General features: G+C 51.7%; 21 protein-coding genes and 5 tRNA genes. 16 read left to right on the top strand and 10 right to left on the bottom strand.

The window, feature by feature from the left end:
* Positions 1-6: 6 nt before the first annotated feature.
* The 4 genes from tgt to J4864_RS01900 form a co-directional block, all read right to left on the bottom strand.
* Positions 7-1,134 (bottom strand): tRNA guanosine(34) transglycosylase Tgt, encoded by a 1,128-nt coding sequence (gene tgt / locus J4864_RS01885; protein ID WP_211814396.1) that lies wholly within the window; start codon positions 1,132-1,134, stop codon positions 7-9.
* On the bottom strand, positions 1,131-3,599 hold the full coding sequence (lon, locus tag J4864_RS01890) for an endopeptidase La (protein WP_211814397.1): 2,469 nt from the start codon (positions 3,597-3,599) through the stop codon (positions 1,131-1,133). The genes tgt and lon overlap by 4 nt, the downstream gene beginning before the upstream one ends.
* Before the next feature lie 314 nt (positions 3,600-3,913).
* Positions 3,914-4,612, bottom strand: a complete 699-nt coding sequence (locus tag J4864_RS01895; protein ID WP_211814398.1) for a tRNA1(Val) (adenine(37)-N6)-methyltransferase — start codon at positions 4,610-4,612, stop codon at positions 3,914-3,916.
* 203 nt (positions 4,613-4,815) lie between these two features.
* The gene (locus J4864_RS01900; protein ID WP_211814399.1) at positions 4,816-5,847 is read right to left on the bottom strand and encodes a diacylglycerol/lipid kinase family protein; all 1,032 of its coding nucleotides are present in this window, start codon (positions 5,845-5,847) and stop codon (positions 4,816-4,818) included.
* A gap of 196 nt (positions 5,848-6,043) precedes the next feature.
* On the opposite strand from J4864_RS01900, the gene spt reads away from it, so the two are divergent.
* The 10 genes from spt (at position 6,044) to J4864_RS01950 (ending at position 11,088) form a co-directional block, all read left to right on the top strand.
* On the top strand, positions 6,044-7,234 hold the full coding sequence (spt, locus tag J4864_RS01905) for a serine palmitoyltransferase (protein WP_007368485.1): 1,191 nt from the start codon (positions 6,044-6,046) through the stop codon (positions 7,232-7,234).
* Positions 7,235-7,730: 496 nt separating this feature from the next.
* Positions 7,731-7,804: transfer RNA gene (locus tag J4864_RS01910), tRNA-Pro, on the top strand.
* 40 nt (positions 7,805-7,844) lie between these two features.
* Positions 7,845-7,917: transfer RNA gene (locus J4864_RS01915), tRNA-Gly, on the top strand.
* Positions 7,918-7,963: 46 nt separating this feature from the next.
* Positions 7,964-8,045 (top strand) — tRNA-Leu (locus tag J4864_RS01920).
* 29 nt (positions 8,046-8,074) lie between these two features.
* A tRNA-Leu gene (locus tag J4864_RS01925) sits at positions 8,075-8,158 on the top strand.
* A gap of 38 nt (positions 8,159-8,196) precedes the next feature.
* Positions 8,197-8,269, top strand: a tRNA-Gly gene (locus tag J4864_RS01930).
* Between the two features lie 35 nt (positions 8,270-8,304).
* Positions 8,305-8,844: a hypothetical protein gene (locus tag J4864_RS01935; protein WP_007368488.1), complete on the top strand. Its 540-nt coding sequence runs from the start codon at positions 8,305-8,307 to the stop codon at positions 8,842-8,844.
* A 30-nt stretch (positions 8,845-8,874) separates the two neighbouring features.
* Positions 8,875-9,282, top strand: coding sequence for a single-stranded DNA-binding protein (locus J4864_RS01940; RefSeq protein WP_211814400.1), 408 nt, complete (start codon positions 8,875-8,877; stop codon positions 9,280-9,282).
* A complete protein-coding gene (gene gldE, locus J4864_RS01945) occupies positions 9,282-10,601 on the top strand; it encodes a gliding motility-associated protein GldE (RefSeq protein ID WP_007368490.1) in 1,320 nt (439 codons plus the stop codon). The genes J4864_RS01940 and gldE overlap by 1 nt, the downstream gene beginning before the upstream one ends.
* Positions 10,585-11,088, top strand: a complete 504-nt coding sequence (locus tag J4864_RS01950) for a 4'-phosphopantetheinyl transferase family protein (protein WP_211814599.1) — start codon at positions 10,585-10,587, stop codon at positions 11,086-11,088. The genes gldE and J4864_RS01950 overlap by 17 nt, the downstream gene beginning before the upstream one ends.
* 808 nt (positions 11,089-11,896) lie before the next feature.
* Here J4864_RS01950 and J4864_RS01955 read toward each other — a convergent pair.
* The 6 genes from J4864_RS01955 to J4864_RS01980 all read right to left on the bottom strand — a co-directional run bounded on the left by J4864_RS01955 (position 11,897) and on the right by J4864_RS01980 (position 18,319).
* Positions 11,897-12,598 (bottom strand): hypothetical protein, encoded by a 702-nt coding sequence (locus tag J4864_RS01955; protein WP_211814401.1) that lies wholly within the window; start codon positions 12,596-12,598, stop codon positions 11,897-11,899.
* A 10-nt stretch (positions 12,599-12,608) separates the two neighbouring features.
* A complete protein-coding gene (locus tag J4864_RS01960; protein WP_211814402.1) occupies positions 12,609-13,556 on the bottom strand; it encodes a hypothetical protein in 948 nt (315 codons plus the stop codon).
* A gap of 315 nt (positions 13,557-13,871) precedes the next feature.
* Complete coding sequence (locus J4864_RS01965) at positions 13,872-15,020, bottom strand: replication initiation protein (RefSeq protein ID WP_007368496.1); 1,149 nt, start codon at positions 15,018-15,020, stop codon at positions 13,872-13,874.
* Positions 15,021-15,416: 396 nt separating this feature from the next.
* A complete protein-coding gene (locus J4864_RS01970; RefSeq protein ID WP_211814403.1) occupies positions 15,417-16,202 on the bottom strand; it encodes a DUF481 domain-containing protein in 786 nt (261 codons plus the stop codon).
* A 667-nt stretch (positions 16,203-16,869) separates the two neighbouring features.
* Positions 16,870-17,286 carry a hypothetical protein gene (locus tag J4864_RS01975; protein WP_211814404.1) on the bottom strand — a complete coding sequence of 139 codons (417 nt, stop codon included), beginning with the start codon at positions 17,284-17,286 and terminating at the stop codon, positions 16,870-16,872.
* 178 nt (positions 17,287-17,464) lie between these two features.
* Positions 17,465-18,319: a GYF domain-containing protein gene (locus tag J4864_RS01980; RefSeq protein WP_211814405.1), complete on the bottom strand. Its 855-nt coding sequence runs from the start codon at positions 18,317-18,319 to the stop codon at positions 17,465-17,467.
* Between the two features lie 1,037 nt (positions 18,320-19,356).
* On the opposite strand from J4864_RS01980, the gene J4864_RS01985 reads away from it, so the two are divergent.
* The 6 genes from J4864_RS01985 (at position 19,357) to J4864_RS02010 (ending at position 24,240) form a co-directional block, all read left to right on the top strand.
* Positions 19,357-20,067 carry a DUF421 domain-containing protein gene (locus J4864_RS01985; RefSeq protein WP_211814406.1) on the top strand — a complete coding sequence of 237 codons (711 nt, stop codon included), beginning with the start codon at positions 19,357-19,359 and terminating at the stop codon, positions 20,065-20,067.
* Between the two features lie 380 nt (positions 20,068-20,447).
* Complete coding sequence (ffh, locus tag J4864_RS01990) at positions 20,448-21,809, top strand: signal recognition particle protein (protein ID WP_211814407.1); 1,362 nt, start codon at positions 20,448-20,450, stop codon at positions 21,807-21,809.
* Between the two features lie 31 nt (positions 21,810-21,840).
* Complete coding sequence (folD, locus tag J4864_RS01995; protein ID WP_007368507.1) at positions 21,841-22,725, top strand: bifunctional methylenetetrahydrofolate dehydrogenase/methenyltetrahydrofolate cyclohydrolase FolD; 885 nt, start codon at positions 21,841-21,843, stop codon at positions 22,723-22,725.
* Positions 22,726-22,905, top strand: coding sequence for a tetratricopeptide repeat protein (locus tag J4864_RS02000; RefSeq protein ID WP_211814408.1), 180 nt, complete (start codon positions 22,726-22,728; stop codon positions 22,903-22,905).
* A 12-nt stretch (positions 22,906-22,917) separates the two neighbouring features.
* Positions 22,918-23,151 carry a 4Fe-4S binding protein gene (locus tag J4864_RS02005; RefSeq protein WP_007368509.1) on the top strand — a complete coding sequence of 78 codons (234 nt, stop codon included), beginning with the start codon at positions 22,918-22,920 and terminating at the stop codon, positions 23,149-23,151.
* Positions 23,152-23,154: 3 nt separating this feature from the next.
* Positions 23,155-24,240: a 3-methyl-2-oxobutanoate dehydrogenase subunit VorB gene (locus tag J4864_RS02010; protein ID WP_211814409.1), complete on the top strand. Its 1,086-nt coding sequence runs from the start codon at positions 23,155-23,157 to the stop codon at positions 24,238-24,240.
* The last annotated feature ends 11 nt before the right edge of the window (positions 24,241-24,251 follow it).

Consider the following 24,251-nt stretch of genomic DNA (forward strand, 5'->3'; position numbering starts at 1 on the left):
TTCTCCTTAGATTCTTCTTCCCAGCTGGTCGATGACGGAGGCCTTCCACTGCACGAAGTCGCCTTGTTCGATATGCGTCCGCGCATCCGTCACGAGACGGAGGTAGAAGGCCAGATTGTGGATGCTGGCAATCTGCATGGCAAGCAGTTCCCCAGCCTTGAAAAGGTGGTGGAGATAGGCCTTGCTTGTCACCAGATCCACGTCACAGCCTTCGGGGTCTATCGGCGAGAAGTCATCTTCCCATTTCTTGTTCTTCATGTTCATCGTGCCGTCGTAGGTGAAGAGCATGGCATTGCGGCCGTTACGGGTCGGCATGACACAGTCGAACATATCCACTCCCCGCTCAATCGCCTCCAGGATGTTCTGCGGTGTGCCGACACCCATCAGATAACGGGGCTTGTCTTTAGGCAGGATTTCATTGACCACCTCGATCATCTCGTACATCACTTCCGTCGGTTCGCCGACTGCCAGACCGCCGATGGCATTGCCGTCTGCCCCCTTGTCTGCCACGAACCGGGCTGCCTCACGCCGCAGATCCTTGTAGGTACACCCCTGCACGATCGGAAAGAGACTCTGCTTGTAACCATAGAGAGGCTCTGTCTCATTGAACCGTCTGATACAGCGATCCAGCCAGCGCTGCGTCAGTCCCAGGCTCTTCTTGGCATAGGCATAGTCGCTCTTGCCGGGAGGGCATTCATCCAGTGCCATCATGATGTCAGCACCGATGACACGTTCGGTATCCATGACATTCTCTGGGGTGAAGATATGTCTGGAACCGTCGATATGGCTTCTGAACTCACAGCCTTCCTCCGTCAGTTTGCGAATACCCGTCAGCGAGAACACCTGAAAACCGCCCGAGTCGGTCAGGATGGGACGCTCCCAGCCATTGAAGCCATGCAGACCTCCGGCCGCCCGGAGTATATCCAGTCCCGGCCGCAGATAAAGATGATAAGTGTTGCCGAGGATGATCTGTGCCTTGACCTGCCGGCGCAATTCCTCAAAGTGTACCCCTTTTACAGAGCCGACAGTACCGACAGGCATGAAGACAGGGGTCCTTATCTGTCCGTGGTCGGTCGTAATGACACCTGTCCGGGCCTCACTGGCAGTATCCGTATGCTGTAATTCAAATGTCATTTTTTGATGCTCTCTTTCTTGTCTTCAGTAATGGTGAACTCTACCGGGTGATTGACTTTCTCATCAGTCAATGCAAAGTCCCATACCTGCTGGATGTTTTCTACGAAATGGAATTCCAGTCCCTTGCGATAGACTTCAGGTATCTCCTCAATGTCTTTCCTGTTCTCTGAACACATGACAATGTCGGTGATGCCGGCCCGCTTGGCAGCCAGAATCTTCTCCTTGATACCGCCGACCGGCAATACTTTTCCACGCAAGGTTATCTCACCCGTCATGGCCGTGTTCTTGCGGACCTTGCGCTGTGTGAGTGCCGAGGCAATACTTGTCGCAATGGTGATGCCCGCTGACGGCCCGTCCTTCGGGGTGGCCCCTTCCGGCACATGGATGTGAATGTTCCATTGTTCAAAGATGCGGTGGTCGACACCGAGTGCATCAATATGCGCCTTGACATACTCCAGTGCAATGACGGCCGACTCCTTCATCACATCGCCGAGGTTTCCTGTCAGCGTCAGCTTGCCGGCTTTTCCCTTTGAAAGCGAGGTCTCGATGAAAAGAATCTCACCACCGACACTGGTCCATGCAAGTCCTGTCACGACACCGGCATACTTGTTCCCCTGGTAGATGTCGCGTGTGAAAGGCGGCTTGCCCAGCAGGTCCTCCAGCTTGTCCGGCGTGATCTTCGTATAAGGCAGCTGCCCGTCCAAGGCCTGTCTGTAAGCCAGCTTGCGCATGGCTTTGTTGATCTGCTTCTCCAGCTGGCGCACACCGCTCTCACGGGTATAGCTTTCAATGATCTTTTCCAAGGTAGCCTTGGCGAACTTCGGTTTCTCTTCCAACTGGTTCAGACCGGTGTTCTCAAGTTCCTTGGGAATCAGATGACGCTTGGCAATCTCTATCTTTTCTTCCGTGATATAGCCTGACACCTCTATCAGTTCCATGCGGTCGAGCAGGGGGCGGGGAATGGTGTTGAGGTCGTTGGCCGTTGCGATGAACAGCACCTTCGACAGGTCGTAATCCATGTCGAGGTAGTTGTCATGGAAGGCAGAGTTCTGTTCGGGGTCGAGCACCTCCAGCAGGGCGGACGACGGATCACCGTTGATGGTGTTCTGAGTGACCTTGTCTATCTCGTCGAGGATGAACACGGGGTTTGAAGAGCCCGCTTTCTGGATGTTCTTGATGATGCGTCCGGGCATGGCGCCGATATAGGTCTTGCGGTGTCCCCTGATTTCGGACTCGTCATGCAGTCCGCCCAGGGAGACGCGTACATACCTGCGCTTCATGGCTTCCGCAATACTCTTTCCCAGACTGGTCTTGCCCACCCCCGGCGGGCCGTAGAGGCAGAGGATGGGTGACTTCAGACTGCCGCGCAGCTGGAGGACGGCGATGTATTCAAGGATACGTTCCTTCACTTTCTCCATGCCATAGTGGTCCTTGTCCAGGATGCGCCTTGCGCGTTTCAGGTCAAGGTCGTCCTTGGTATATTCGTTCCAGGGCAGGTTGACCATCGTCTGCAGATAGTTCACCTGCACACTGTAGTCCGGGCTTTGCGGATTCAGCGTATCCAGCTTGTCCAGTTCTCTCTGGAAGGTCTTGGCGACCTCGTCCGGCCATTTCTTGTCCCTTGCCTTGTCGATCAGTTCCTTCTTGTCGGGTGCGGCGTCACCGTCGCCCAGTTCCTCCTTGATGTTCTTGATCTGCTGGTGCAGGAAGTATTCACGCTGCTGCTCGTCAAGGTCTTCGCGGGTCTTGGAACGGATGTCCTGACGGAGATGCTGGAACTGTATCTCACGGTTGAGCACTTTCATCAATGTAAACAGTCGATCCTTGATGGAATTTTCTTCCAGCAGCCGGATCTTGTCGGTTACGGGGAAAGGCATCGTCGCACAGACGTAATTCACGGCAACGACAGGATTGTTGATGTTGTCGAGAGCGAACTGCGAATCGTCCGGAATGTCGTCACTGCCGTGGATATACTCCTTTGCCACCATCTTCATGTCTTCGACCGCTGTCGAGAACTCCGTGTCTTTCTTCGGTTCCGGTTCTTCAGGCAAGGAGGCCGTGAGGCCTTTCATGAAAGGTTCGACGGCCGTAACCTCTTTGATCCGGCATTTGCCAAGTCCCTGCAGGATTACCGTGCGGTTGTTGCCCTCATAGTTCCCTGGCATGTCAAAGGCGCGGACGAAGCGGGCATAGATTCCCGTCATGTAGATGTCGTCTGCCTGTGGATCATTGACATTGCTGTCCTTCTGACTGACAATGGCAATGACGGCATTCGGATTCTCCTCCAGGTATTTGACGAGCTCCAAGGTCGGTTTCCTGCCAACGAGGATGGGGGAGAGGATGCCCGGGAACATCACGAGATTACGGGTGACGAAGATGGGGACTTCCCCGTCGACCTGTATGTTCAGGTCGGGCATCTCACCCTCGTAATCCGTGATCATCTGTATAGAGCTGTTTTGTTTCATAAAGTTCTTTTATTCCTATTTTAGCGTGCAAAGTTACAAAATAAAACCGAAAGACTGAAAGAATAGAACGGCTTTAACTATGTAAGGCAGCCCCTGGAAACCACTTTTGGCGGATAATTCCCTTCTGGGGGATCGGATTTTGCCGTCTTCTGGAGAGCGGGTTGTAAGCTATGCGATGGAAGAGAAAGCCGAAGAGAGGCATGAGGCCTAATGGGCGGAAGGGCTGACTGGCGGCATCGTTCCGGCAGGCCGGTGTAGCGTTTTCCGGGACTTGTCGGTGGTCTGTCGCCTTGCCGTATCGTTTCCCGTCCGCCCTACCGGATATAGAAGGCGTCTGTCAGCTGTTTATACCATTCTGTCCGGGTGCCGTCAGGCCGAGAGAGCGTCTCCTCGCTCACGGTGCAATGATCCGGCATCCCCTTTGTAAATTCTAACAGACAACGTTTTACCGGCTTCGATCCTTTGGTTCTTATCCTTACGGTCTTCTGCATTGACAATCCGTTGAATAATGCTTCCGGTTCAAGTATCCCTTTATTCTCTGCAGGGATGATCACCGAGAGTGTGCCGCCCTCTTTGAGAAGTCCTGCCGCATGGTGGGCAAGCTCTCCGTACGAGAGCGTATCCGTATGCCTTGCAGCAGCTCTCTGCTGTAAGGGATTCTTTAATGAATTGATGAAATAGGGAGGATTGCACACAATGGCATCGTATGGCCTGTCTGCCTGTGCCCGGTAGCGTTGCAGTGTCACGCCGATAACGCTTATCCTGTCCTTGAACGGCGACCGCATGATGTTGAGCCGGGCATCAGCCAAAGCCCCCTCGTCCATCTCTATGGCATCAATATGTGCCGAAGGAAACCGCTGTGCCATCATCAGGGCGATAAGTCCTGTGCCTGTTCCGATATCGAGGATGTGTGCGCCTCCTTCCGCCCATGCCCCCAGCAGGACACCGTCCGTCCCGACCTTCATGGCCGTCCGGTGCTGGGTAATATGAAATTTCTTGAATGTGAAGCCCATCTTGGCAAGTCTATCAGAAATGAATACAGGCAAGGTCTCCGCCCGGCCTTTTCTCTTTGTTTTCCGGTCGCTTCAGACCTTGCATTTCCGTCGCCCGACCTTTCCCCGGAGGGGTTGTACAGACCGTTGCCGCCCGGAGGCAGGCCGGTCGGATAGGGGGAGGGAGCGGTACGCCATGCGCCGGCGACCCGTCGGGGCAGTCCTTAGATATTCAGCTTGCGCAGCAGGTTCCTGTTGAGGGCCTGCACTTTCCGGCTCTGTCTTGAAATATCCTGCCGCATCAGGTCGATGTTGTAGAAAAGCTCGGAGAAGGCCGTCTGCACGATATTCGGCTGCCGGTAGTCTTTGTTCCCCGTGGGGTTCACCACGATGTTGATGCCCTTGGGGACGATGGAGATGTCCACGTCGGCATCTGTCATGACCGGGTCGCCGTCATAATGGATGTATCCTTCCTTTTTCCTGCGGATATGGATGTGCGAGGCTCTGAAAGTCTTTATCTTCAGATTCTTGTCCAGCGTCTTGTTGAAGAGTTCTATGGCTACCTGGGGAGCGTCAATGAGGTCGAAAGGCTCCATGACGATAATGTCGAGCAGTCCGTCGCTCATGGAAGCCTGCGGGGCGATGTAGGCATTGTTGCCGTACTGCGAGGCATTGGCTGCCGAGACGAGGAAAGCCTTGTAGCTGTGCGTCCCCTCTTCGTCCTCTATCTCGTAGGTCTCGGGCTTGTAGGTCAGTCCTTCCTCGAGGATCTTCTGCATATAGGTGATGGGTCCCCGCTTGCCGGCCTCCGCAAACTTCATGGAGATGAAGGCATCGAAGCCCATCCCGCAGGTGCAGAAGAAAGGATGCCCGTTGATGACGCCGTAGTCGAGTGTATGCACTTCGCAGGTGTTGAGGATGTCGATGCACTTCTTCAGGTTCATCGGCAGGTTCAGGTGCCTTGCGAGGCCATTCCCCGATCCGCAGGGCAGTATTCCCATGGCGGTCTCTGTGCTGGCAAGTGCTCTGCCGACTTCGTTGACCGTGCCGTCTCCGCCCACGGCGACGACGATGTCGGTGCCTTCCCGCGCCGCTTCCCTTGCAAGTTCCGTGGCATGGCCGGCATATTTCGTTTCAGCAATGCGGTAGTCAAATTTCTCCTTGTCGAGCCGTTCTTCTATCAGGCCGGGGATACCGGCTTTGCTGACGGTCCCCGATATGGGATTGAGGATGAAAATGAGATTTTTCTTATTCATTGTGCCAAATTCATCAGCGCATGGTTTGTCCGGACAAAGATACGTATTTATCGGCTATATCCTTGGTGGATATGGGTGAAAAAAACTTTAAAAAACACTTTTCCAATCAAAATATCCGTTTTGTCATTCTAAATTAGTAACTTTGCAGCCTGAAAAATAATTTTATGTGGCCATTGGCTACACCTTATTGAATATAATGGGACAGTTACAAGACAAGTACAAAAGCTACCGCGATCCGCAGAAGTTCATGAAGGCAGGCGTCTACCCTTACTTCCGTGAGATTACCAGTAAGCAAGGAACAGAAGTCACAGATATTGACGGCAATGAGATTCTCATGTTCGGGTCGAACGCCTACACGGGGCTGCCGAACGACCCGCGGGTGATTGCCGCCGCACACCGTGCCCTTGACAAGTACGGCTCTGGCTGTGCCGGTAGCCGCTTCCTGAATGGTACGCTCGACCTCCACGTGCAGCTGGAGAAGGAACTGGCGGCCTTTGAGGGAAAAGACGAGGCTCTTGTCTTCTCCACAGGCTTCTCTGTGAACGCCGGTGTCCTTGCCGTAGTCGTCGGCCGGGGCGATTATATTATCTGTGACGACCGCGACCATGCAAGTATCGTAGACGGCCGCCGGCTGAGTTTCGCCACCCAGCTGCATTACAAGCATAATGACATGGAAGACCTGGAGCGCGTACTCCAGAAACTTCCCCGCGAGGCTGTCAAGCTGATTGTCGTGGACGGCGTGTTCTCCATGGAGGGCGACCTTGCAAACCTGCCGGCAATCGTCGAACTGAAGCATAAGTACAACTGCTCCGTCATGGTGGACGAGGCACACGGACTGGGTGTCTTCGGCCGCCAGGGAAGAGGGGTCTGCGACCATTTCGGACTGACGGATGAGGTTGACCTCATCATGGGGACATTCTCGAAGAGCCTGGCTTCCATCGGCGGTTTCATTGCCAGCGACAAGGATACGATCAATTATCTGCGCCATACCTGCCGTACATATATCTTCTCTGCAAGCAATACTCCTGCCGCCACTGCGGCTGCATTGGAGGCCTTGCACATCATAGAGCAGGAGCCGGAACGTATCGAACACCTGTGGAAGGTCACCCGCTATGCCTTGAGACGGTTCAAGGAAGAGGGCTTTGAGATCGGGGACACGGAAAGCCCGATCATCCCGCTCTATGTCCGTGACATAGACAAGACTTTCCTTGTCACCAAACTGGCTTACGAGGCAGGGGTATTCATCAATCCGGTCATCCCTCCGGCCTGTGCGCCGCAGGACACGCTGGTACGTTTCGCCCTGATGGCAACCCACACCGAAGAGCAGGTCGAACGGGGTGTACAGGCACTGGCTAAGATATTCAGGGCACAGGGCATCATCCGGTAAAAAGATAAGAGAACGCAATGCAAAAGAGGCGGAGGGACTGTTTCATCAGGAGCAGACTCTCCGCTTTTCTGTTTCCGGCTGTTTGGGACGACGGTTCCCAACCGGTCGGGAATCCTGTTCCCAGGTGTTGGGACTCCTGTTCCCGGCCGTTGGGAATGCGATTCCCGGCAGCGGGGAACAAGCTGTTGCGGCAGCGGCCATGGAGCAGACGTGGACGGATCCGGTTGCATCAAGTCCCGTCCTTCCTTTCAAGGATGCCTGTGCCGGCCATGTCCGGTCAGCAGATCAGACGGAGGCCGGTCGGGATCTCCTCTTTGACAATCAGAGTTTTATCAGCGCAGAGTCCGTGCCCCCATGACAGGAAGGAGCACTTGGCAGAATGCAGTGTGACGATATTTGTTGAAAAAAAGAGAGGAAAAGTTTGGCGGTGTCAGAAATAAGTACTACCTTTGCACTCGCAATTCGGAAATGAGCTTGCTCATCCGGAAAAAAGCAGCGGGGTGTAGCGCAGCCCGGTAGCGCTCCTGGTTTGGGACCAGGCGGCCGCAGGTTCGAATCCTGTCGCCCCGACCTCAATCTGGCCCTTTAGAGAAGGGGAAAGCGTTAAAATGCGGCAATAGCTCAGTTGGTAGAGCACGACCTTGCCAAGGTCGGGGTCGCGAGTTCGAGTCTCGTTTGCCGCTCATTGACATTCTGGAATACATATAGAAGTTTTGCTTCTAGCATCATGCCCAGGTGGCGGAATTGGTAGACGCGCACGTTTCAGGTGCGTGTGTTTTACGACGTGCAGGTTCGAGTCCTGTTCTGGGCACAATGTTTTCAGAATGTCAGAAATATGTTGGAGAGGTGGCGGAATTGGTAGACGCGCTACTTTGAGGGGGTAGTGAAAATTGTTTCGTGGGAGTTCGAGTCTCCTCCTCTTCACATAATTCGTTCAGGGTAAGTTGTTACTTACGGTTGATGCGGCAATAGCTCAGTTGGTAGAGCACGACCTTGCCAAGGTCGGGGTCGCGAGTTCGAGTCTCGTTTGCCGCTCTTTTTTGAAGAGAAACATACTTAGCATTTTCTTTATGAATTTATATCTGCGATATTTCGACAATGAAGTATTAGTGCATACTGTTGAAGAAGCCTTGGATTTTCTGAGTTCAATTCCTGATATCCAGCTTACGCCGGAACTGGAAGAGGACATCAGGAACTATGCATCGAATGATGTCTTCTACCCGAAACGCTACAAGGTTCGTCCCCGCGTCTATTTTATCGTCATCAAGACCGAGGCCGCCAATATGATGGATTTCAAGCAGAAGAAGGCGCTCCGTCCTGTCGCCGAAGGAATGTCGCGCAAGGACAGTCCCGCAATCATGCACCTCAATGAGGAACGCGAGGGATGGTATGAAGGCGAGCTCGACTTCAAGCGTGTCGTCCTGATTCCGGCATCGGGCAAGCACGAATACCGGGACACGCATTTTGTAGCGCGCTGCAAGGCACTGTCGGGATGGGACTGCTACAACCGTATTGTAGAGTACCTGAAAGGACGGGTCGACAACAGAAGCCAGTTCCCGTCGGCGAAAGGCAAGAACTTCAGATTCAGATATTTAGGTATGTGGAAGTAGATTCCACATACCTTTCGTCATAGATTGCTTATGAATAAGGTGATGTTGATCGGCAATGTCGGCCGTGATCCGGAGATCCGCTACTACGAGGCCGACCAGTGCGTGGCTTCGTTTACGCTGGCGACGACGGAACGTGGCTTTGCACTGCCGGACGGCATCGCCGTACCCGACCATACAGACTGGCACAACATCGTACTGTTCAAGTCGCTGGCAAAGTATGCCGAACAGTACATCCATAAAGGGGACAAACTTTATATAGAGGGGCGCATCCGGTATCGCTCGTCTGACGACAAGAAGGGACAACGCAGGTATGTCACCGAAATCTATGGAGAGAGCCTTGAATGGCTGTCTGCTCCCCGTAAAGCCGGAAACAAGTCTGAAGAGTCGGTGGACGACAGCTCCAGCGAGACTTCAGGGAAATCTAAATTACCTTTCTGATGGATTCTTTTTTAGTGGATATATCTTCTTATATCAGCGTTAATCCTGTTGATTTCAGTGTTGTAGTTGCAATCCTGTTTGCGGTTTTCCTTCTTTTGCTTTCTGCTTTTGCCAGCGCCTCTGAAATAGCTTTTTTCAGTCTGTCTCCTGCGGATGTCGACGCATTGGATCCGGACAAGCGTCCCTCCGACCAGCTTATCCGGCAGCTCAGGGAGGACAGCGAACGCACATTGGCGACGATTCTCATCACGAACAATCTTGTCAACGTGGCGATTATCATGCTGTGCAATTACATCTTTGACAGTCTGTTTGACTTCAAGGTAGAGTGGCTGCAGTTTCTCTGTGTGACGATTCTCCTGACGTTCATCCTCCTGCTGTTCGGCGAAATTGTCCCGAAAGTATATAGCAGGGCCAATCCGCTGGCATTCTGCCGCAGGGGGGTAAAGGGCATCGTCTTCTTCCGCCGGCTGTTCTGGCCGATTGAAACGGTTCTGCTGAAGAGCGGCGCCTTTGCGGAGAAAGTGATCCAGAAGGAAAACCGTCAGCTTTCGGTGGATGATCTGGAACAGGCATTGGAACTGACAGACAAAAGTGACATCAAAGATGAACAGGGGATGCTTCAGGGCATTATCCGGTTCGGTGATGAGACTGCCAAAGAGGTGATGACATCGCGGCAGGACATCGTGGATCTGGATATCCGCTGCTCGTATGAAGGCGTGCTGAAATGTATTGTCGACAACAATTACTCACGGATACCGGTCTATCAGGACAACCAGGATAACATCCGCGGAATCCTTTATATCAAAGACCTGCTGCCGCATCTGTCCAAACCGATGAATTTCAGGTGGCAGAGCCTGATTCGTCCGCCTTATTTTGTCCCTGAGACAAAGAAGATTGACGACCTCCTGCGAGAGTTCCAGGAGAACAAAGTGCATATTGCCGTCGTTGTGGATGAGTTCGGCGGAACGAGCGGTATCGTGACGCTGGAGGATATTCTGGAAGAGATCGTCGGCGAAATCAATGATGAGTACGACGAGGAAGAACACCACTATTCACGGCTGGGTCCCAACAGCTATATCTTTGAGGGAAAGACGCTCCTGCACGACTTCGTGAAGATTCTGGGACTTTCTGATGACGAGTTTGACGATATAGCAGGCGATGCTGATTCTCTGGCAGGTCTGCTGTTGGAAATCAAAGGGGATTTCCCGGCTGTCCATGAGGTCCTCGTCTACAAGCGGTACAGATTTGAGGTGCTGGCCATCGAAGAGCGTAGAATCAGTAAGGTGAAGGTGACGGTCTGTGGTGAGAATAACGAGTGATGCGGATGGAAAGGTCCGTATCGGACTGCTCGAAATAGCCAAGGGCAGAAAGGCGGAAAAAGAAGGAGAGCTTCGGGTTCTGGAAGCTTTGCTGGGGTATGAACCGGTCGTTCTTCATAATGCGGATGGGAAACCAGTGATTGATGCTTACCATGTCAGTATCTCGCACACCGTCGGTTATGTCGCTGTGATCCTTTCGCGGGATTATGAAGTGGGGATCGATATCGAATACGTTTCCGAACGGGTCGGTCGGATTGCGGCACGGTTTCTCCGGAATGATGAAAACTTTACAGACTGCAGGCAGTTGCTTACCGCATGGTGTGCCAAGGAAACCATGTACAAGCTCTTCTCTTCTGACCATTTAGGGTATCAGGAGATGAGAGTCAGTCCGACGGAAAGACTGATGACGAATATCCGCCGCAATGTCACACTTCAGTTCAGGTGCGAAGAGAACCAGGCTTTCCTGCTGACGTATGCCTGGTGCTGATACGTTCCGTCAATGCGTTTCTGCAATCGATTGCATCTGTTTTTTGGGATGTTGGTGCAATCGTTTGCCCAATGATTTTGTTGTATAAAGGTATTTTATTGCGCATTTTTCATCAATCCTTTTGTATTTTTGCGCCATCGAAGGTAACTGATTGTTCAGGATAATCCGGGCTGTCGGATTGCGGAAAGGACGCTTCCTTCTAAAGGATTCAATCTGTCTCCGATGTTTTTGGTGGCCAAGGGTAAGATTGATAATCTGTGATTGATTTTTGTTGATTTGGTTAAGAACCCCATTTACTCAATAAAGTAAGTGGGGTTAGTGTTTGGTCAATAAAAAACGCATAAAACACAACAAAAAACAGTTAGATGTGGTAAAAAATATTTAAATAATCGGGAATAAGGGAAAATTCCTTACTTTTTATTTTATTTTTTCCTATCTTTGTATCAGTCATTTAACATAGAACATAAAAGATCAACTAATTAGTCTAATTAAGAGGAGGGCATTATAATGAAAGAAACTAAGACCTTGGAATTCTTCGATGAGTATGAATTCGAGAATCAGAACAGTCAAGAATGCACCGATGTACGTCAGTTACTCGGTGGAGAGATTTGGTACAACTGAGAAGTTGCATGAGCATTTGTATATCTACCTTGTTGAGTAAAGAACGCACTCCATCTTGCAGATCGAGTGCGTTCTTTGTGCTGTATCATTCCTCTATGCGCGCTTTGGCTTCTCATGAAGGTGGATGCTGTCTTGTGCGTAAAGCTTTCTTGGGAATCTGGAGTTTATCATGAAACTTATGGAGAAGCTATATCAGATCTTCATAAGCCTGGTTCATCTCATTCATCAGTGTCTCGAAGTTGTCGGAATTCAAAGCCGCTTTCCTGAACATCAGCTCCAGATTTTCTTCTTCGAAGGTGAGTGGCGTTTCGTGCAGAAGAGAGACCATTCCCGACAGCATCAGTCGATAGACGGTGGTCTGACGCAGTCTTCCGTTTTCAGCAGCCGCCAGGGTTATCCCGGCCGCATAAGCCTGCATCTGGACACGGACAAGGGAACGGATGGCAAGAGAGACAGGTACGCTGTCTTCATCGGTCAAGGGCGGGCAGTCTGAAAAATAGGCCTCGGCTGACTGGAGGTGTCCCTCAAGCAGAGCGTACATGTGTCTTTGATATTCGGAAGTTATCAGGTCGTACAACGGCTTGCTGGCGCAGGCATAACGCAAGAGAACCTTTGCCGGGGTCGAATCAGAGAAGTGTCGTTTTCTCATGTCGTCGGTCACTTCCTCGACGTTCTGATAGTTCAGACGGATGAGAATAGGGAAGAGAACGGAAACGAAATGGTGTGAGAGCCGGTCTAAATTGTCCATCACCAGCTGTTTGTATTCTTTTGCTTCCAGCTTCTTTTTACCGGTGAACAGGGCATCAGCCTGACCCGAAAAGAAAGCATGAAAGTAGCCTCTGACCATTGCAGAAGCTACCCTTGAGCGGTTTATATCTTTTATCCTCATTTTCTGTTGTTTATCTATGACCGCCAAAGCTGCCATAGTTATTCGGCATGTTGGGACGTGTCTGCGTGGATCGGGCCTGTTCTGCAGGCATGGGAGAACTTGTCACGGACGGACGGGAGGCATTGCCGAAAGACACACCGTTGTTGCTGTCCGGTTGCTGACGGGTCGGTACCGTGCTTTGTCGGGGCTGGTAGACCGGGCTTGTCGTCTGCTGCCTTGAACCGCCGAAACTCTGGTTGGAATGTCTGTCTGAGGCGACGTCCGTGCTGTTCCGGCTTGCATTGCCGAAGCTGTAGTGCCGGTCGTCTTGCCGTGGCGCATCCCATGCCCTGTCGTTCTGATAGACTTCCCGGCCGGTTCCGGAACGGCTGGTCATGGCCGGTCTCCCCTGCCGGTCGCCAAATCTCCCCGCATAATAACTTTCTGCAGACTGGTTGCGTCCTCCACGGTAAGTGAAGTAGTCTGCCGGACGTGAACGGTAGAAGCGATCACGGTCGGTATAACGGTTATAAACCCGGTATGCGTAGTTCTGGTTGTACCAATAGACTGGACGGTAGAAGTAGTCTTCACCTATATAATGGTTATACTGCCGGGCATTGAGCACATAGAACAGGTCGCTGTTCCGTCGCGACCAGTAGCTTCCGTAAAGAGAACTTTCCCCCTGCATGTTCAGAAGGTAGTCGAGGTTTATCTCATAGACTGCTTCATACTGTGCGTCGGTCAGTCCGAGTTCATAAGCCATCTTGTCCGAAAGGAAGAATGCCTCCCGGCGGGCATCCTCATAAGACAGCCTGTCGTAACTGCTTCCATATTCCACATTGTAACCGTCATCATAAACTGCATCTGATGAAGCCATCGGTCCGCCAATTCCTCCTCCTATAGAGAAGAATGTGCCACAGGAAGTCAGCGAAAGGGCTGTGAAGCCCCCGATCAACGTATAGAGAACTTTCTTTTTCATATCTGTAACCTTTAAAGTGACTATTTCTGTTGTCTGTCTGACGCAAAAATAGTCGTTTAGCTTCAAATTTCATGTAGGTAAATTCCTATTCTGCAAGGGGAAGTTCCTACATTTCATACCCATCTGTTCCACAACACCCATTACAGAGCAACTGACCCTGAAAAGGGGAAGTTTCTTTCTTTCCTTCCACTTCGTACACATTTTCCATCGCTGAACAGCAGATTAATAAAGGGGAATTTCCCTTCTTCTCTTCCACTTCATACACGGTTTCCATCGCTGAACAGCGGATCAATAGAAAGGGAAGTTTCCTTTCTCTTATTCCACTTCTTCAACAACGGTATTGGGTACTTCTTTTGATTTCAACATCTCATCCAGACTCTTGAAAGTATAGGCGGCCTTGTCCTTTACGAAGGTCTTTGAGAAACGGTCACGCAGACTCATGAGCTTCTGTACGGCTTCCTGATAGGTCTCGGCGGTGATGCGTTCTGCCATCGACTTCGCATTTGTCGGAGTGAAGTCAAAGTATTGTACAAGATACTGCTGGAACTGTCGACGCTGGTTCTGGGTCATCTCCTGGAGCTGCAGGTTCATCTTGTCTTTCGTGCGATGAATGACAAAGACGAGCTCGTCCGGTTCACCACCACGCTGCCCGCGGTCATACTTCTTCCCATACTCAAAGTAGCAATCGCAGAATCCCTTCTCTGAAAGTTCTTTAAGCTCCTGCATGGCCGGGTCGAGGACACGTCGACAGAAATCGGAAAACTTCTTGTAGTTGTTTTCCAGACGAAGCATCTTGCGGAACTCCAAAGTCTTGATGACCGTACGTCCCTTGTCTATCCATGACTCGATGAACATGTAAATACGCTGTGTATAACGGTTCTTGCAGGCGAAGACAATCTGCTTCCCTAAGCGGTGATAGCCGAAGTCCAGGGAGACAAGACGCTCTGCAACAGTATGGTCGAGCTTCAGGATCGCGTATTTGTTATAGGATCTGTCCTCCGGGATATAGACATCACAGAGGTTGGTCGCCTTTGTGTATTTTCTTCCCTCCGCCGTTTTATAGGGTATTTCGACAGGGATAGAGGCCAGCATTTTCAGTGAATTGCGCAGCTGGGGATAATGGTTCGGGTCGACTCCCAGCTCCTTGAAAGGGAGCTTGATAGGCATGCGGCCGTCCTCATCCAGCTCGTCTGTCTGGAACAGATCCAGTTGGAAGCTACGCTTGTTGTTCAGGATTCCATGCAGGATAGACTGCAGACTCTCGACGATAGACACCAGAATCCTCACCTGGATCAGGGAGTAGTCGTGGCGCATCATCGTCACGGCGATAGGCTGCAGAAGCCAGGTCTCCTCTTCTATGGGGATCAGGTCGTTCGAGATGGTACGGCTTTTCAAAGGAGCTTTCTGGGCCTTTGCCCCGCGCTTGCGGGTAACCTTCCGTGTGGTTGTCTTGTCCGTTGTCATATATGCAATGTTTGCCTTTGTCATGTAGTTTGTGAATCCTTCAAGCTACAAAGATACTGCTTTTATTTGAACTAACTATTAAAAACAATGAAAATGATAGGCTGCACTTTCTGAAAGCCGAATAAAACCCGGCCGGAATCCGACCGGGACTTATCCATACTACATGCTTATCCCCACGTAGACGGACAGAGCTGCGTGGGGATTATCAGTTTACGGCCGGTTCACCGGATATTCTCGGATAGCGTACATGGGCATCGCTATGTGACCTGCGGATTCCCCCGTCCGGCTTATGGATAGACAGACGGCGATTCTTACAGCAGGCGGCCCCCCATCGCTGTAAACAGCCCGACGGCGGCCGCTTCACCGTCACATGTACGATGACAATGCTACGACTTCCTAAAACGAAATGTTAAGTCCGGCCTCTACCGTGGTGTAGGTTTTCCTGATCGGTACGATAGGGTCCGTGTCGTAGATCAAGCGGTAGGCGCCGTTGATTCCAATCTTGGGTGTAATATTGTATTTCAGGTCGACGGCCCCGCCAAAGCGTGCTGCTTTGAAGTAACTGTCTGGCTTTGCCTGATGGATGACCGTGGTCGTCAGTTCCCAATGGTCTCCGATATGATGCTTGCAGCTGACTGACAGGTGGCTCTTGATGCTGCGGCTGTAAGCGTGCAGCCGGGAAGGATTCGGAGAGGGATCATCCCATTTCTCAAACTCGTAGAACAGTCCCGCTGCGGCAAACATGAGGAACTTCTCTTTGTTCACCATCCGATAGCGCGACTGTAGTCCGGTAGAGATCTTATACTCCATCCCCCGGCTCTCAGCCCACTGTGATTCTGCGTAAGGATAGATTTCAAAGGCACGGCTTAACAGATAGCGGTATTCGACATGTACGTAACCGCCGCTGACGGTCGCCTTCTTGCCATAGGTCGAGAACTCCAGTTTGTTGATCAGGTTGATGACACGCTTGTGCCTGATCAGCAGGTTGAGATTGGCGGTATTCTTGAGTGTTAGTACGTTTTCCTTTTCGGTCTTGAAGTAGAGTACCGGCTGCAGAGACCCCTGTATGGTCTTCGTGCTGTCTATATCCATCGTCAGATTCTCCGAAAACAACATTTGCGAATAGGAGGGGAGATGAAACAAGAGTGCGGATAATAAAGAGAAGAGTGTTTTTTTTGTCATTGGTTTTTGTTTTCTTAGAGAATATGAAGTTCATTGAAATATAAGGACAGGCACACCCGTCTATCCTGAAACCGTGCTGTGGAAAAAGCAGTCAGACCGTCGGTCCTGATGGTGAAGGATACGTCCGCCTGTCTGATAATTCAAGATAAGCCTGTTCTGAAAATCCCCGTCGGCGTATTGATACAGTTGAACATCTGCCGGATTCTTGTGGCTCTTTTACCTTCATGCGCCACCTCCGGCTTTCTCTTTCAAAGCGTACAGCTGTCATGCTCTTCAGAAAGGAAGACAGAATCTGTCCGCCTAATAGTCCTGAAACCATCACCGGATTTTTCAAGAACCACCCCTATATAGTGGACCGGCGGGGGGCTTTTCCCGCCGCCTGTCAGATACGGTCAAATTTGATGCACCTTATCATATATGCGGACGGGGTTCCCTTGCAGGCAACCCCTGACCCCATGTCGGCAGACCGGATACGATGAAGCCGTCCAGACCTTCGGGTCTTTTCCCTTTTATACAGCAATCTTCTGCTTTCTCTTTCGCTCGCATGGGCCTTGCCGTACTTTTGAAGAAGAAAGCAGAAGCTGCCAGTCTAAAAGGCAGACGACCTTCAAAGGCAGCTTTCAGCGTCTGCCCTTAAAGGTGTTTTCAGAACCGTTCCCTGAAAGTCTTACTTGTCGATGATCTGGACTTTCTTGTTCAGTTCGTCAATCTTAGACTGGAGCTTGGCCATTTTCTGCTCCATCTTGGTCATGTTCTTCTGACTCTTCGCCAGCTTCTTGTTGACGGCCTTTGTCTCCTTCAGTTTCTTGACGGTGTCTTTGGCCTGCTTTACAGTGCTTGAAGGGTCTGATGCCGTGAAATTGGTTGTGGCGCTGTTGGCATCGGCATTGACACTGGCGGCCTTTTCGCTGATGGCATTGTAATTGGCCTTTTCCTTCTCGTAATCGAGCTGGAGTTTGTTCAGCTTTGCCGTCAGATCGAGCACTTTCTGCTGCTCTTTCAGGTTGTTGACTATTGCGGTGTTCTGGGAAAAGCCGGTAAGGACTGACAATGTCATTATCCCCATCAATAATAATCTTTTCATATTTAAAGTCTATTTAAAATTATGTTGCAAATATACGTATTTATCGTGGATCAACAAAGATTTATCCACAATTTTTTCGGTTGTATAGTCGAAATCTCTCTGCGGATACGGGAGACGAGAGTTTTCTGCTGGAACAGGTTCAGCCCTCCTGCCCATGCTGACGGACAGGGCAGGGGCATCAGAGGCTGTCTGTCGACGGCTGTCTGCCTCTGTCGTCTTTCGGATGCCTCGTGCCTAAACCGATGTCATCCAGCAGTCCGTCCAGCGCTCCTCCCAGTATCCCTTTAATGGCTGTCGCGGCAGGATCGACCACGTTTTCCTGTATTATTTTCTGAGCTTTCTGCTTGAGCTGTTCTTTCACGTTTATCTCCGATTTCTTGTAATACTGCTCTGCGGCTTTCCGGAGATCGTCTTCGTCGACCGTGAAGATATGGCCCAGAAGACCTAAGGAAACGATGTAGTCCTTGCCGTTATAGTGGACTTTTCCCAGAGAGCAGACGACATAATTGTCGACGGTCACGAGGTCGTCAATGGCCGACCTGATCACTTTGCCGGCAAACACATTGCTGATGGTGCGGAAGGCATTGTCGATGACTTCATTGCCGGTGGTGTTGGCGGTGTCGTTGGCTGCATCCGTCACCGTTGCCGTTATCACATCTGCGAGCACTTCCCGGTGCTGCTCCGGCTTGGGACAGGTAAGAACCAGCACGAAGAAAACAGCGGCAAGCACGACGAGGCCTCCCGCCAGGCAGCCCGCATGGCTCTTCTTTGAAGGCCGCCCGGCAGGTGCCGTCCCGGCGGAGGGGGTGACGGGGGAGGCTTCTGCAAAGGGGACTCCTTCCACATCTGGTTTTCTGTCAGAGTGTTCGCTTTCCTCTAAAAGCGTGCGGAGCTCCTTTATCTGCCAGGCCGGAATCCACTGTGTTCCGTCAGCCGGCATCACCAAGGTCGTTGCCTGCAGCTTTCGCCCGGCCAATTCCCGGAGGCTGTAAGGACCTCTTTTTTCATTGTCAGCACTGATATAATACTCCATTTTCTTTTTGTTTTTGAAAGTCGGGGAGCGAAAAAGAAAAGCATCCGTATCTCTTTACTTCCCCCCAGCCGGTTTTTGAGGGTGCGAAGATAAACATTATTTCCTGAACTGGCAAAAAACTCTCCCCTTTTTCTATATTCTGACATGAGAACAGTCCGATCCGTCGGATACCCATGTCCTCCTGACCTTGCCGCTTATCCAAACGGGGAAAAGTCGCCCCGCCTGTCCCGTCCGTCCTTGAGGGCAATATTGGTATGGGGACAGACATAGAAGGCAATGGTTATTCTGTAAGGTATTTTCTTCGCCTCATCCGCTGTTGTCTCTCTCGCTTCCTTCTCCCCGGGCTGTCTGACAACGCAGGATGGAAAGCAAAGGAAGGGATAAATCGGCCGACTCTGTAAATCCCTTATTGACAGCGGATTGTCATGCGGATCTGAAGAGGTGCTTTCTTGCGTTGCAAACAGGCGTTACCCGGGCTCCAATCGGTCGTTACTTGAAGTCCAATCGGGCGTTACTTGGAAGTCAGACGGTGCTTGGTTGCAAAACAGGGAGATGTCGGCAGGATTCAAGTATGCGTTTTCCAGCTGTAAAATCAGTGCCCCGGAAGGATGTTTTGTAAAGTTGTTTCACATTCATCGGCTGCAATATCTCCGTCAACCGGACAAGACCGAATGGGTGGACATTCGGGAAAGACAGCCTCCTCCCTTGCACATCAGCCTCCTCGAAGGCATGCCGCATGGCAGGGGGCTGCTGGTATGCCCGGTTGTGGTAAAACTTCCGCCGGCAAGCAGGAAATACCCGCCCGGCACACCGGCAGTCATGTACATCAGTCTCTTGGGTCAATGCAACGCATGAGCGCTGAAGGCAGGGTGGGGGGCGATGGTCTTTTGTTACCTCTGCGTTGCAGTTTTGATTTCCCGAAGGTGGAAGCGGAGCGGTTTTTTTGTTATATTGTTTGCACGTTTTAGGAGAAAAGCATAATTTTGCGGCCATATATATTCAGACAACTCAATTAGGTATCTAAAAAACAAAGGAAAATGATCGAACTGATACAGCCATACGTGGCGATTGCCGTGAAACTCATCACGGGTATGATTGGTATTCTGACCTTTCTGAGAATCACGGGCAAGGCCCAGATGGGACAGCTGACACCGCTTGATACGGTAAGTGCATTCGTCATCGGCGCATTGGTCGGCGGTGTGCTTTATAATCCGGACATGACGATATGGCATCTTATCTTTGCCCTTGCCGTCTGGACAGGCTTCAATATGCTCGTCCGCTTTGCCATGCGCTCGTCCATGTTGCGCCATCTTATAAAAGGAGAAAGCGTCTTCCTGGTGAAAGACGGTATCATCAATTTCAAGAATTTCAAGCGGAACAGCCTTGAAATGGAGCAGTTCAGACTGATGCTGAGGCAGAAGGGGATCTTCTCGATGTTTGATGTCGAGGATGTTCTTTTTGAAGCAAACGGTGCCGTCACGGTACTTTCCCCGGGAGAGACCTCCTATTCTGTCCTGCTGGTGAACAACGGTCAGATTGTAGAGAGCAGCCTCGCCCAGGCCGGGAAGTCGCAGGCATGGGTACTGCGCGCCATCAAGCGGAACGGGTTCAAGGGGGTTTCGGAACTGTTCTGCATGGAATGGACGCCCCGGAAGGGTTTTTATTTTGTCACGTTCGAAGGCCATGTCAAGCGCGGAAAAGACGGGGTGGATGCCGATGAGATAGACCCGGACAACGCACAGGTATAGGCCTGCCGTTTTCCTTCTGAGGCATCAGCAGGAAGAAAGGGCATCGGGAAAATCTGCACAGGACTCCCGCATGGACGGGCCGGGGAAAGCCGGAGCCTCCCTAAGCAGTGCGCCGGCGGGGATTCCCTGAAGCAAGCAGCATAAGATGGAGGCAGCTGGCTATGGCTGTCGGCAATCATTACAGACGGTTGCTGACGGCCACAACCAGCTGCCTTCACCGTTGTTTTTCTTCTATTCTTGCACAAAGCCTATTTATGTGCGCATGATTATAAGGTAAGTGTTTTAAAATACTTTAAAATAGGGGCGGCATACTTGTCATTTTATTTCCCTTTTTACTATCTTTGTATGATAGAACAAAATAAGTACTCTTTTTAAAAGCAATGTTTGAAAATTTAAGCGACCGTCTTGAACGCTCTTTTAAGATTCTTAAAGGAGAAGGAAAGATAACAGAAATAAATGTAGCGGAAACCCTGAAAGACGTGCGCAGAGCCCTGCTCGATGCCGATGTCAACTATAAAGTCGCCAAATCCTTTACTGACACCGTCAAGCAGAAGGCATTGGGCATGAACGTATTGACAGCCGTCAAGCCCGGTCAGCTCATGGTGAAGATCGTACATGACGAACTGGCGGAGCTGATGGGCGGCGAGGCCGTAGGATTGAACCTTTCCGGACGTCCGGCGGTCATTCTGATGAGTGGTCTGCAGGGTTCCGGTAAGACTACATTCTCCGGGAAGCTGGCGAACATGCTGAAGACGAAGGAGCATAAGAATCCTCTGCTGGTCGCCTGTGACGTTTACCGTCCTGCCGCCGTCGAGCAGTTGAAGGTTGTCGGCGGACAGGTCGGTGCACCTGTGTACAGCGAACCCGGGAACAAGAATGTGAACGAGATAGCCGATCATGCCATCGCCGAGGCAAAGGCACGGGGAAATGACGTGGTGATCATCGATACCGCCGGTCGCCTGGCGGTGGACGAGGAGATGATGGACGAGATAGAAAGTCTCAAGAACCATGTGAATCCTGACGAGACACTGTTCGTCGTCGACTCCATGACGGGGCAGGATGCGGTAAATACAGCCAAGGATTTTAATGACCGGCTGGATTTCAACGGTGTAGTCCTTACAAAGCTCGACGGTGACACACGTGGCGGAGCAGCCCTGTCGATCCGCACCGTCGTGACGAAGCCTATCAAATTCATCGGTACAGGCGAAAAGATGGAGGCGGTCGACGTGTTCCATCCGGGGCGTATGGCCGACCGCATTCTGGGCATGGGTGATGTCGTTTCCCTTGTCGAGCGTGCGCAGGAACAGTTTGATGAAGAAGAGGCGAAACGCCTGCAGAAGAAGATCCAGAAGAACCAGTTTGACTTCAATGATTTCTACAACCAGATCCAGCAGATCAAGAAGATGGGCAATCTCAAGGACCTGGCCTCGATGATTCCCGGAGTGGGCAAGGCCATCCGCGACGTAGACATCGACGACAATGCCTTCAAGGGCATTGAGGCCATCATCCAGAGCATGACGCCGAAGGAGCGATCGCACCCGGAGGTGCTGAACAATTCCCGCCGGCAGCGTATCGCCAAGGGGTCGGGTACGAATCTGCAGGAAGTTAACCGCCTGATCAAACAGTTCGACCAGACCCGCAAGATGATGAAGATGGTCACCGGATCGAAGATGGCCGGCATGATGGGACGGATGAAGGGCATGAAAGGCATGCCCGGCATGCCGAAGATGCCCAAGCTGTAACAGACTTTTATTTATCAATTAATACTTTACTATGGAATATCAGTTAATCGACGGAAAGGCAACCGCCACTGCCATCAAGCAGGAGATTGCCGAGGAAGTGAAGGCTATTGTAGCCGCAGGTGGAAAGCAGCCTCATCTGGCCGCCATATTGGTGGGACACGACGGGGGAAGTGAAACCTATGTGAAGAATAAGGTGATTGCCTGTGAACAATGTGGCTTCAAATCCACGCTGATCCGTTTCGAGGCTGATGTTACCGAAGAGGAGCTTCTGGCCTGTGTGGAGAAGCTGAACAGAGATGCGGATGTAGACGGCTTTATCGTCCAGCTGCCGCTGCCGAAACATATCGATGAGCAGAAGATCATCATGGCGGTCGACTATCGCAAGGATGTGGATGGATTCCATCCCATCAATGTCGGACGGATGTCCATCGGGCTTCCATGTTTCATATCCGCTACACCGCTGGGCATCCTGACCTTGCTGCAGCATTATAAGATTGAAACGTCCGGGAAGAAGTGCGTCGTGCTGGGAAGAAGCAACATCGTCGGCAAGCCTATGGCACAGCTGATGATGCAGAAACAGTACGGCGATGCCACTGTGACGGTCTGCCATTCCCATTCGAGGGATCTGAAGAAGGAATGCCGTGAGGCCGACATCATCATCGCGGCAATCGGCAGACCGGACTTTGTAACGGCCGACATGGTAAAGCCGGGGGCTGTCGTCATAGATGTCGGTACGACCCGTGTGCCGGACTCTTCGCGCAAGAGCGGATTCCGGCTGAACGGAGATGTGAAGTTCGACGAGGTCGCTCCTCGCTGTTCCTTCATTACTCCGGTACCGGGCGGAGTGGGGCCGATGACGATCTGCTCGCTGATGAAGAATACGCTTGCTGCGGGCAAGAAAGAATATTATCAATAGATGACAGCAGAAGAATATTTCCAGCTGGGGAACGAATGCCGGAAGAAAGGAGACTGGCAGAATGCCTTGGCAAACTATATGGAGGCTATCGAGCTGGACCCTGAGTCTCCGGCTGTCGTTGCGAAAGAGATGCTGGAGAGTATTCTCAACTTCTATAACAAGGATGCATATAATCCTTAAAATACAAAAACTATGAGCAAGATGAAAGGTGCCATCGTAGTAAACACTGACCGCTGCAAGGGATGCGAATTGTGCATCGTTGCGTGCCCGAAAGATGTGATTGCCTTGGCTCAGAAAAAGGTGAACGTCCACGGATACCCGTATGTCGAGTCTGCCGTACCGGAGTCCTGCATAGGCTGTGCAGCCTGTGCAATGGTCTGCCCCGACGGCTGTATTACGGTTTATCGCAAGAAAGTGGAGGAATGATTTATGGCAGAACAAGAAGTAAAATTGATGAAGGGGAACGAGGCGATCGCCCATGCCGCTATCCGCTGTGGCACGGACGGTTACTTCGGTTATCCTATTACCCCTCAGAGTGAGATAATCGAGACACTGGCCGCGCTGAAACCATGGGAGACGACCGGCATGGTCGTTCTCCAGGCCGAAAGCGAGGTGGCCTCTATCAACATGATTTATGGCGGTGCGGGAGCCGGCAAGCGTGTGCTGACGAGTTCGTCGTCGCCGGGCGTTGCCTTGATGCAGGAAGGTATCAGTTATATGGCTGGCGCGGAACTTCCGGGCGTGTTTGTCAATGTGCAGCGCGGCGGCCCCGGTCTGGGTACTATCCAGCCGAGCCAGAGCGATTATTTTCAGGCGACGCGAGGCGGCGGCAATGGCGATTACAATGTGATTGTATTGGCTCCGAGTTCCGTTCAGGAGATGGCCGATTTTGTCGATCTGGCGTTCCAGCTGGCTTTCAAATACCGCAATCCTGCTATGATTCTGTCTGATGGAGTCATCGGACAGATGATGGAGAAGGTTGTCCTTCCGCCGATAAAACCTCGCCGTACGGAGGAGGAAATCCGTAAAGAGTGTCCATGGGCTTCGATCGGGCGCACACCGGACCGCAAGCCGAACATCATCACATCCCTGGAACTGAAACCGGAGGTGATGGAGCAGAGAAACCTCCACTTACAGGAAAAGTATCGTCAGATACGTGAGAATGAAGTACGTTTCGAGACACAGCAGTGTGATGATGCCGATTACATCATCGTCAGTTTCGGCAGTGCCGCACGCATCGGCGAGAAGGCTGTCGAACTGGCCCGGGAGGACGGTTTGAAGGCCGGCCTGTTCCGTCCTGTCACGCTCTGGCCTTTCCCGAGCAGACAGCTTGCGGAACTCTGCAAGGGGAAAAAGGGTGTGCTGGTAAGTGAAATCAATGCCGGGCAGATGGTACAGGATGTCCGTCTTGCCGTCAACGGAGCCTTGCCGGTGGAGCATTTCGGCCGTCTGGGCGGTATTGTTCCCGACCCGGAAGAGATCGTCGCAGCACTCAAGGAAACGTTAGTAAAGTAAGGAGGGGAGGA

This window comes from Prevotella multiformis, from assembly GCF_018127985.1.
GTDB lineage: Bacteria > Bacteroidota > Bacteroidia > Bacteroidales > Bacteroidaceae > Prevotella > Prevotella multiformis.

What these genes read in the sequence shown, in the direction of transcription:
- tgt (WP_211814396.1), bottom strand. Translation starts at nt 1,134, where the DNA reads ATGACATTTGAATTACAGCATACGGATACTGCCAGTGAGGCCCGGACA.
- lon (WP_211814397.1), bottom strand. Translation starts at nt 3,599, where the DNA reads ATGAAACAAAACAGCTCTATACAGATGATCACGGATTACGAGGGTGAG.
- J4864_RS01895 (WP_211814398.1), bottom strand. Translation starts at nt 4,612, where the DNA reads ATGGGCTTCACATTCAAGAAATTTCATATTACCCAGCACCGGACGGCC.
- J4864_RS01900 (WP_211814399.1), bottom strand. Translation starts at nt 5,847, where the DNA reads ATGAATAAGAAAAATCTCATTTTCATCCTCAATCCCATATCGGGGACC.
- spt (WP_007368485.1), top strand. Translation starts at nt 6,044, where the DNA reads ATGGGACAGTTACAAGACAAGTACAAAAGCTACCGCGATCCGCAGAAG.
- J4864_RS01935 (WP_007368488.1), top strand. Translation starts at nt 8,305, where the DNA reads ATGAATTTATATCTGCGATATTTCGACAATGAAGTATTAGTGCATACT.
- J4864_RS01940 (WP_211814400.1), top strand. Translation starts at nt 8,875, where the DNA reads ATGAATAAGGTGATGTTGATCGGCAATGTCGGCCGTGATCCGGAGATC.
- gldE (WP_007368490.1), top strand. Translation starts at nt 9,282, where the DNA reads ATGGATTCTTTTTTAGTGGATATATCTTCTTATATCAGCGTTAATCCT.
- J4864_RS01955 (WP_211814401.1), bottom strand. Translation starts at nt 12,598, where the DNA reads ATGAGGATAAAAGATATAAACCGCTCAAGGGTAGCTTCTGCAATGGTC.
- J4864_RS01960 (WP_211814402.1), bottom strand. Translation starts at nt 13,556, where the DNA reads ATGAAAAAGAAAGTTCTCTATACGTTGATCGGGGGCTTCACAGCCCTT.
- J4864_RS01965 (WP_007368496.1), bottom strand. Translation starts at nt 15,020, where the DNA reads ATGACAACGGACAAGACAACCACACGGAAGGTTACCCGCAAGCGCGGG.
- J4864_RS01970 (WP_211814403.1), bottom strand. Translation starts at nt 16,202, where the DNA reads ATGACAAAAAAAACACTCTTCTCTTTATTATCCGCACTCTTGTTTCAT.
- J4864_RS01975 (WP_211814404.1), bottom strand. Translation starts at nt 17,286, where the DNA reads ATGAAAAGATTATTATTGATGGGGATAATGACATTGTCAGTCCTTACC.
- J4864_RS01980 (WP_211814405.1), bottom strand. Translation starts at nt 18,319, where the DNA reads ATGGAGTATTATATCAGTGCTGACAATGAAAAAAGAGGTCCTTACAGC.
- J4864_RS01985 (WP_211814406.1), top strand. Translation starts at nt 19,357, where the DNA reads ATGATCGAACTGATACAGCCATACGTGGCGATTGCCGTGAAACTCATC.
- ffh (WP_211814407.1), top strand. Translation starts at nt 20,448, where the DNA reads ATGTTTGAAAATTTAAGCGACCGTCTTGAACGCTCTTTTAAGATTCTT.
- folD (WP_007368507.1), top strand. Translation starts at nt 21,841, where the DNA reads ATGGAATATCAGTTAATCGACGGAAAGGCAACCGCCACTGCCATCAAG.
- J4864_RS02000 (WP_211814408.1), top strand. Translation starts at nt 22,726, where the DNA reads ATGACAGCAGAAGAATATTTCCAGCTGGGGAACGAATGCCGGAAGAAA.
- J4864_RS02005 (WP_007368509.1), top strand. Translation starts at nt 22,918, where the DNA reads ATGAGCAAGATGAAAGGTGCCATCGTAGTAAACACTGACCGCTGCAAG.
- J4864_RS02010 (WP_211814409.1), top strand. Translation starts at nt 23,155, where the DNA reads ATGGCAGAACAAGAAGTAAAATTGATGAAGGGGAACGAGGCGATCGCC.